This window comes from Piscinibacter sp., from assembly GCF_050175855.1.
In the GTDB taxonomy this organism is placed as follows: Bacteria; Pseudomonadota; Gammaproteobacteria; order Burkholderiales; family Burkholderiaceae_C; genus Piscinibacter.
Genome location: NZ_JBFXIO010000252.1, coordinates 1 through 7,714, shown reverse-complemented (window position 1 = coordinate 7,714; position 7,714 = coordinate 1). Strand labels below are relative to the sequence as shown.

Annotated in this window: 9 protein-coding genes; 8 read left to right on the top strand and 1 reads right to left on the bottom strand. The window is 70.3% G+C overall.

Annotation, left to right across the window (positions count from 1 at the left end; genetic code table 11):
• Both AB7U92_RS17680 and AB7U92_RS17675 read left to right on the top strand, forming a co-directional pair.
• Window positions 1–691: response regulator (locus tag AB7U92_RS17680; RefSeq protein ID WP_428579809.1), on the top strand; the 691-nt coding region annotated here is incomplete at its 5' end.
• A 10-nt stretch (window positions 692–701) separates the two neighbouring features.
• Window positions 702–1,733, top strand: coding sequence for a GGDEF domain-containing protein (locus AB7U92_RS17675; protein WP_428579806.1), 1,032 nt, complete (start codon window positions 702–704; stop codon window positions 1,731–1,733).
• Window positions 1,734–1,736: 3 nt separating this feature from the next.
• Here the strand turns inward: AB7U92_RS17675 and AB7U92_RS17670 are convergent, their stop codons facing one another.
• On the bottom strand, window positions 1,737–3,242 hold the full coding sequence (locus tag AB7U92_RS17670) for a cryptochrome/photolyase family protein (protein WP_428579803.1): 1,506 nt from the start codon (window positions 3,240–3,242) through the stop codon (window positions 1,737–1,739).
• 24 nt (window positions 3,243–3,266) lie between these two features.
• Here AB7U92_RS17670 and AB7U92_RS17665 point away from each other — a divergent pair, with 24 nt between their 5' ends.
• The 6 genes from AB7U92_RS17665 to AB7U92_RS17640 form a co-directional block, all read left to right on the top strand.
• Window positions 3,267–3,854 carry a YqgE/AlgH family protein gene (locus AB7U92_RS17665; RefSeq protein ID WP_428579800.1) on the top strand — a complete coding sequence of 196 codons (588 nt, stop codon included), beginning with the start codon at window positions 3,267–3,269 and terminating at the stop codon, window positions 3,852–3,854.
• Window positions 3,851–4,264, top strand: a complete 414-nt coding sequence (gene ruvX, locus AB7U92_RS17660) for a Holliday junction resolvase RuvX (RefSeq protein ID WP_428579797.1) — start codon at window positions 3,851–3,853, stop codon at window positions 4,262–4,264. Before AB7U92_RS17665 ends, ruvX begins: the two co-directional genes overlap by 4 nt.
• On the top strand, window positions 4,261–4,764 hold the full coding sequence (gene pyrR, locus AB7U92_RS17655; protein WP_428579795.1) for a bifunctional pyr operon transcriptional regulator/uracil phosphoribosyltransferase PyrR: 504 nt from the start codon (window positions 4,261–4,263) through the stop codon (window positions 4,762–4,764). Before ruvX ends, pyrR begins: the two co-directional genes overlap by 4 nt.
• Before the next feature lie 85 nt (window positions 4,765–4,849).
• Entirely contained in the window at window positions 4,850–5,812 is a 963-nt protein-coding gene (locus AB7U92_RS17650) for an aspartate carbamoyltransferase catalytic subunit (RefSeq protein ID WP_428579792.1), read from the top strand.
• A complete protein-coding gene (locus AB7U92_RS17645) occupies window positions 5,809–7,110 on the top strand; it encodes a dihydroorotase (RefSeq protein WP_428579789.1) in 1,302 nt (433 codons plus the stop codon). The genes AB7U92_RS17650 and AB7U92_RS17645 overlap by 4 nt, the downstream gene beginning before the upstream one ends.
• A partial coding sequence (locus AB7U92_RS17640; protein WP_428579786.1) for a lysophospholipid acyltransferase family protein occupies window positions 7,107–7,714 on the top strand: 608 nt, incomplete at its 3' end. The genes AB7U92_RS17645 and AB7U92_RS17640, both read left to right, overlap by 4 nt.

Sequence of the window (7,714 nt, the reverse complement as noted above, 5' to 3'; positions counted from 1 at the left end):
GACCGAGAACGCCGGGCGCACCCGCCCGGTGGTGGTGGTTCGAAGCGCGCAGCAACGTGTGGCGCTGCACGTCGACGAAGTGCTCGGCAACCAGGAAGTGGTGGTCAAGAACCTCGGGCCGCAACTGTCGCGGCTGCCCGGCCTGGCCGGCATGACGCTGCTGGCTTCGGGCGCCGTGGCGCTGATCTACAACCCGGTGGCGCTGGCCACCCTGTACGGCGACAGTGCCCGCGCCGTGACCGTGGCGGCCCTGCAGGGCGGTACCGTCCCGGCCGCGCCGACCATGGCCGCTGCCGAGCCGCAGCACGTGGCGGCGCCGCTGGTGCTGGTGGTCGACGACTCGCTCACCGTGCGCCGCGTGACGCAGCGCCTGCTGGTGCGCGAAGGCTACCGCGTGGCGCTGGCCAAGGACGGCATCGACGCGCTGGAGAAGCTGGCCGAGGAGCGCCCGCAGGTGGTGCTGTCGGACATCGAGATGCCGCGCATGGACGGCTTCGACCTGGTGCGCAACATCCGCGGCGACGCCCGCCTGCGCGACTTGCCGGTGATCATGATCACATCGCGCATCGCGCAGAAGCACCGCGACTACGCCGCCGAGCTGGGTGTCGACCACTACCTGGGCAAGCCGTACTCGGAAGACGATCTGCTGGCCCTGATCGGCCGTTACGTGGCCACGGCCGCCACGGCCTGACATTGCCGCGATGGCCGAGCTGGTCGACCACCTCGCCGAGCTGACGGGCTTCCGCGACCGGGAGTTGCTGGACGTCACGCTGGTCGGCGCGCTGCGCGACCTGCTGCGCCCGCGGCCGCACGCGGTGGCCATCTACCGCAGCGTCGGCGAGGCCGGCAACGAGCGCTGGCTGACGCGCGCCCGGCTGACTGCCGGCGAGCTGGCGGCCAGTGCCGACCCGGCCTGGATCGACCTCGACCAGCTGCCGCGCCGAGAAGACCACCCGGAGCGCCTGGAGGCCTTCCGCACGCAGGGCATCGTGCAGGTGGCCGGGCCGGTCAACCGAACCTTCTTCCCCGTCGCCACCGATCGGGAGCATCTCGGCGTGATGGAAGTCGAGAGCGATGCGCCGCTCGACGAGCGAGACCAGCGCATGGTGATGAGCATCCTGCGCATCTACCGCAACTTCCAGGGCCTGCTCGACTACAGCGAGCGCGACACGCTGACCGGCCTGCTCAACCGCAAGACCTTCGACGAGAGCTTCATGAAGACGGTGGCCGAGTCGGGGCCGGCTGCCGCCGACACCGACGCCGGTCGGCGCCACGGCGGGGGCTGCCGCCACTGGCTGGGCGTGATCGACATCGACCACTTCAAGCGCGTCAACGACAGCTTCGGCCACCTGATCGGCGACGAGGTGCTGCTGCTGATGTCGCGTCTGATGCGCAGCAGCTTCCGCTTCGACGACCGCCTGTACCGGTTCGGCGGCGAGGAGTTCGTGGTGCTGATGCGCTGCGCCGACGGAGAGGCAGCTGCCCATGCCTTCGAGCGGCTGCGCGGCAACGTGGAGCGCCACCCGTTCCCCCAGGTGGGCCACATCACGGTGAGCATCGGCTTCACCGAGCTCAAGCCGGGCGACACGCCCAGCGGGGCCTTCGAGCGCGCCGACAAGGCGGTCTATTTCGCCAAGGGCAACGGCCGCAACCAGGTGCGCCACCATGCCGAACTGGTGGCCAGTGGCCACCTCGCCGACGACGCCAAGATCGGCGACGTCGAGCTGTTCTAGCTCTCAGCTCTTCTTCACCACCCCGAAGCGCTCCAGCGTGCGCGTGCGCGCTTCGTCGTGCCGCACCAGCGGCGCGGGATAGTCGTGGCCGAGTTCGATGCCGGCAGCGGCCAGGTCCACCGGCCGCGCTTCCCAGGGCGCGTGGATCAGTTCGTCGGGCAGCTTCGCCAGCTGCGGCAGGTAGCGCCGGATGAAGCGGCCCTGTGGATCGAACTTGCGACTCTGCGCGACCGGGTTGAAGATGCGGAACCAGGGTTGCGCATCGCAGCCGGTCGAGGCGGCCCATTGCCAGCCGCCATTGTTGGCGGCGAGGTCGAAGTCGTTGAGGTGGTCGGCGAAATACTGCTCGCCGCGCCGCCAGTCGAGCCCCAGGTCCTTGGTCAGGAAGCTCGCCACCACCATGCGCAGCCGGTTGTGCATGTAGCCGGTCTGGTTGATCTGCATCATCGCCGCATCGACCAGCGGATAGCCGGTGCGGCCCTGGCACCAGGCCAGGAACAGCTCGTCGGCGTGCCTGCCGTGCTCCCAGCGGATCGCGTCGAACTCGGGCTTGAAGCTCGCGCCCACGACGCGCGGGTGGTGGTGCAGGATCTGGTGGTAGAAGTCGCGCCACACCAGCTCCGAGAGCCAGACCTGCGCGCCCTCGCTGCCGGCTTGCGAGCGTGCCCAGGCCTCGCGCGCCAGGGTGCGCACCGAGCAGGTGCCGAAGCGCAGGTGCACCGAGAGGTAGCTGGGGCCCTTCACCGCCGGGAAGTCGCGCGTGCGCTGGTAGTCGTCGATGCGCGGCAGGAAGTCGGCCAGCAGCGACTGCGCACCGCGCCAGCCCACCGGGATCTTCAGCGTGTGCAGGTTGGTGCGTGCGAAGCCCATCGCTTCCAGCGTCGGCATGGCGGTCGCGACTCCCTCGGGCACCGGCGCCAGCGCGGCCGCGTGCTTTTCGACCGGGTAGGCCTTCAGGTAGTACGGCTCCAGCTTGCGCAGCCAGGCGTTCTTGTACGGCGTGAACACGCTGTACGGCGCCCCGGCGCCGGTGAGCACCTCGCTGCGCTCGAAGATCACGTGGTCCTTCGAGGTGTGCAGCGCGATGCCGTGGGCAGCCAGCGCACCGCGGGCGCGAGCGTCGCGCTCCAGCGCCGCCGGCTCGTCGTCGTGGTTGGCGTAGACGGCCTGTACGTGCAGCTCGCGCGCCAGCCGGTCGATCTCCGGCACCGCGTGGCCGTGGCGCACCAGCAGCCGCACGCCATCGTGGCCGTGGGCACGGCCGAGCGCGGTCAGCGCCTCGTCGAGCTGCTCCAGGCTGTCGTGGATGAACTCCACGCGCCGATCGGCCGACAGCCCGCGCGCCAGCAGCGCATCGAGGATGTCGCGGTCGAACACGAACGCGCACCACACCTGCCGCGCCGAGCGCAGCGCGTGGTAGAGCGCGGCGTGGTCGTAGGCGCGCAGGTCGCGGCGGAACCAGACCAGCGCCGCGTCGAGCGGCGCAGGGGCGTGCTTGTCGTGGGGCATGGGCCGAGTCTATAAAATGGCCTCATGGCGGGCGAACCGATCAACCTCACGAACCAGTTCCTGATCGCCATGCCCGGCATGGCCGACGGCACGTTCGCGGGCAGCGTGGTCTACCTGTGCGAGCACACCGAGAAGGGCGCGCTCGGCCTGGTCATCAACAAGCCGATCGACATCAAGCTGAAGAACCTGTTCGAGAAGGTCGAGCTCACGCTCGACCGCGATGACCTGGCCGAGGAGCCGGTGTTCTTCGGCGGCCCGGTGCAGACCGAGCGCGGCTTCGTGCTGCACGAGCCGCTGGGCGGCGGCGACGGCGAGGGCGGCCACTACAACTCCACGCTGCAGATTCCCGGCGGCCTGGAGATGACCACCAGCAAGGACGTGCTGGAAGCGCTGGCCCATGGCGCCGGGCCGAAGAAGGTGCTGGTGACGCTGGGCTACAGCGGCTGGGGCGCCGGCCAGCTGGAAGACGAGATCGGCCGCAACGGCTGGCTCACGGTCAATGCCGAGCCGGGCATCATCTTCGATACGCCAGTCGAGCAGCGCTACGAACGCGCGCTGTCGCTGCTGGGCATCGACCCGCGCATGCTCAGCCAGGAGGCGGGGCACGCATGAGCGCTTCGCCGAGCGCCGTGTCCACCCCTCCCCGCAGCTTTCTCGCATTCGATTTCGGACTCAGGCGTGTCGGCGTCGCCGCCGGCAACAGCCTCACGCGCCAGGCTACGCCGCTGCGCACGATCGCGGCCGAAGGCGAGCCGCGATTTGCCGCGATCACCCGGCTGATCGACGAATGGCAACCGGATGCATTGATCGTGGGGGTGCCGGTCCATCCGGACGGCACGCCGCACGACAATACGCGCCGGGCGCAGCGTTTCGCCCGCCAGCTGCACGGCCGCTACAGGCTGCCGGTGCACGAGGTGGACGAGCGCTACAGCACCACCGAGGCCGCCGCCGCGGGCGCGCGAGACCTCGACGCGGCCTCGGCCGCGATCATCCTCGACCAATACCTGCGATCCCTGCCATGAGCACCCTGCACCTCGACGCCGAAGCGCTCTACACCGACCTGCTGGCCGGCGTGCGCACCCTGCTCAAGCCGGACTGCGCGCTGGTGGGCATCTGGTCGGGCGGCGCCTGGCTGGCCGAGCGGCTGCAGCGCGACCTGAAGCTGCCCGGCGAGCACGGCGTGATCTCCAGCGCGCTGCACCGCGACGACTTCGGCTCGCGCGGCATGAGCGGCAGCGCCGACCACACCCGGCTGCCCTTCGAGGTGGAGGGCCGCCACGTGGTGCTGATCGACGACGTGCTGTTCACCGGCCGCACCACGCGGGCGGTGATCAACGAGCTGTTCGACTTCGGCCGGCCGGCCAGCGTGACGCTGGCGGTGCTGGTCGACCGCGGCGGGCGCGAACTGCCCATCCAGCCGGCCTTCTCGGCGGCGCGCGTGGCGCTGCCCCGGGGGCAACGCCTGTCGCTCGCCCGCGACGAACAAGGCCACTTCAGTTTCGACATCAAGGAAACGACATGAGGCCCCCAAGCTTGCGGCTTCGCCGCTGCGCGGCCCCCCGAGGGGGCGCGGCCTTTCTTGGGGCGGCCCGGCGAAAGGCCATCTGATGCTGTTCAAACGAAACCCGCAGCTCAACGCCCACGGCGAGCTGATCCACCTGCTCTCGATCGAGGGCCTGCCCAAGGCCGTTCTCACGCAGATCCTCGACACCGCCGGCACCTTCCTCTCGGTCAACGAGCGCGAGGTGAAGAAGGTGCCGCTGCTGCGCGGCAAGAGCGTGTTCAACCTGTTCTTCGAGAACAGCACGCGCACGCGCACCACCTTCGAGATCGCCGCCAAGCGGCTGTCGGCCGATGTCATCAACCTCGACATCGCGCGCAGCTCCACCGCCAAGGGCGAGAGTCTGCTCGACACCATCGCCAATCTCTCGGCGATGCACGCCGACATGTTCGTCGTGCGGCACAGCGAGAGCGGGGCGCCGTACCTGATCGCGCAGCATTGCGCACCGCACGTGCACGTGGTCAACGCCGGCGACGGCCGCCATGCGCACCCGACGCAGGGGCTGCTGGACATGTACACGATCCGCCACTTCAAGCGAGACTTCACGAACCTGACGGTGGCGATCGTCGGCGACATCGTGCACTCGCGCGTGGCGCGATCCGACATCCACGCGCTGACCACCCTGGGCGTGCCCGAGATCCGCGCCGTCGGCCCGAAGACGCTGGTGCCGGGTGACCTGCGCGAGATGGGCGTGCGCGTCTGCCACGACATGGCCGAGGGCATCCGAGGCGCCGACGTGATCATCATGCTGCGACTGCAGAACGAGCGCATGAGCGGCGCGATGCTGCCGTCGGCCGGGGAGTTCTTCAAGAACTACGGCCTGACGCCGGAGAAGCTCGCGCTCGCCAAGCCCGACGCCATCGTCATGCACCCCGGGCCGATCAACCGCGGTGTCGAGATCGACTCCGCCGTCGCCGACGGCACGCAGAGCGTCATCCTGCCGCAGGTGACCTTCGGCATCGCCGTGCGCATGGCGGTCATGTCCATCATCGCGGGCAACAACCCATGAAAGTCCTGATCCAGAACGGCCGCATCGTCGACCCGGCCAGTGGCCGCGACGAGACCGGCGACATCGCCATCGCCGCCGGCCGCATCGTGGCGATCGGCCGCGTGGCCGCCGACTTCGCACCCAACCGCACTGTCGACGCCTCCGGCCTGGTGGTGGCGCCCGGCCTGGTCGACCTGGCGGTGCGCCTGCGCGAACCCGGCCACGAGCACGAGGGCATGATGGAAAGCGAGATGGCCGCAGCGATGGCTGGTGGCGTCACGCACCTGGTCTGCCCGCCCGACACCGACCCGCCGCTGGACGAACCGGGACTGGTGGAGATGCTCAAGTTCCGCGCGCGCAACCTCAACCATGCGCGCCTGTATCCGCTGGGCGCGCTGACGCGCGGCCTCAAGGGCGAGGCGCTGACCGAGATGGCCGAGCTCACCGAGGCCGGCTGCGTCGCCTTCGCACAGGCCGAGGCACCGGTGCGCGACACGCTGGTGCTGCATCGCGCGCTGCAGTACGCCTCGACCTTCGGCTACGCCGTGTGGCTGCGTCCGAACGACCCCTGGCTGGGCAACGGCGTCGCGGCCAAGGGGCCGCTGGCCACGCGCATGGGCCTGTCCGGCGTGCCCGCGATCGCCGAGACGATCGCGCTGGCGCTGATCTTCGAGCTGGTGCGCGACACGAGGGCACGTGTGCACCTGTGCCGCCTCAGCAGCGCTGCCGCCGTCGAGATGGTGCGCGCCGCCAAGGCCGAGGGCCTGCCGGTCAGCTGCGACGTCAGCGTCAACAACCTGCACCTGACCGATGTCGACATCGGTTACTTCAACGCCGCGATGCGCGTCACGCCGCCGCTGCGCCAGCAGCGCGACCGCGATGCCCTGCGCGCCGCGCTGGCCGACGGCACGATCGATGCGCTGGTCAGCGACCACACGCCGGTCGACGAGGATGCGAAGAACCTGCCCTTCGCCGAAGCCGAGCCGGGTGCCACCGGGGTCGAGCTGCTGCTGAGCCTGGCGCTGAAATGGGGCGCCGACAGCGGCCTGTCGCTGCTGCAGACGCTGGCCACCGTGACGCAGCGGCCGGTGGGCGTGCTCGGCGAGTCGCTCGGCTCGCTCGGCTCGAGTGCTGGCCGGCTCGTCGAGGGCGGCGTGGCCGACCTGTGCCTGTTCGACCCTGCGGCGCACTGGCAGGTCACGGCGGCGGCGCTGCGCAGCCAGGGCAAGCACACGCCGTTCGCCGGCTACGAGCTGCCCGGGCGCGTGATCGCCACGCTGGTGGGCGGCCACGTCGCGTACGAGGCCGCGCGCGGGTGAGGCTGCCGCGCGCGCTCTGGCGGCTCGCCGCTGCGCTGTTCCAGGCCCTGGCGGGCGCGCTGATCTGCGCGCTGTGGTTCCCGTTCATCACGCCGGCGCAGCGCATGGGCCATGTGGGGCGCTGGTCGGCGCGCATGCTCCGTGCGCTGGGCATCCGGCTGCAGGCGAGCGGCACGGTGCATGCGGGGCCGGTGCTGATCGTCGCCAATCACATCTCCTGGGTCGACATCCTGGCGATCAACGCCGTGCACCCCGCGCGCTTCGTCTCCAAGGCCGACGTGAAGCACTGGCCTTTCCTCGGCTTCCTGGTGGCCAGCGGCGGCACGCTGTTCATCGAGCGCGAGCGCAAGCGCGACGCGCTTCGCGTGGTGCATCAGATCGCCGAGGCGCTGAAGTCCGGCGACATCGTCGCCGTGTTTCCCGAAGGCACCACCAGCGACGGCCACGACGTGCTGCCTTTCCACGCCAACCTGCTGCAGGCGGCCATCTCGACGGAATCGCCGGTGCAGCCGGTGGTGCTGCGCTACCGCGATGCACACTCTCGGATCAGCGCGGCGCCGGCCTACGTGGGCGACACCAGCCTGGCCGCCTCGCTCTGGGCCAC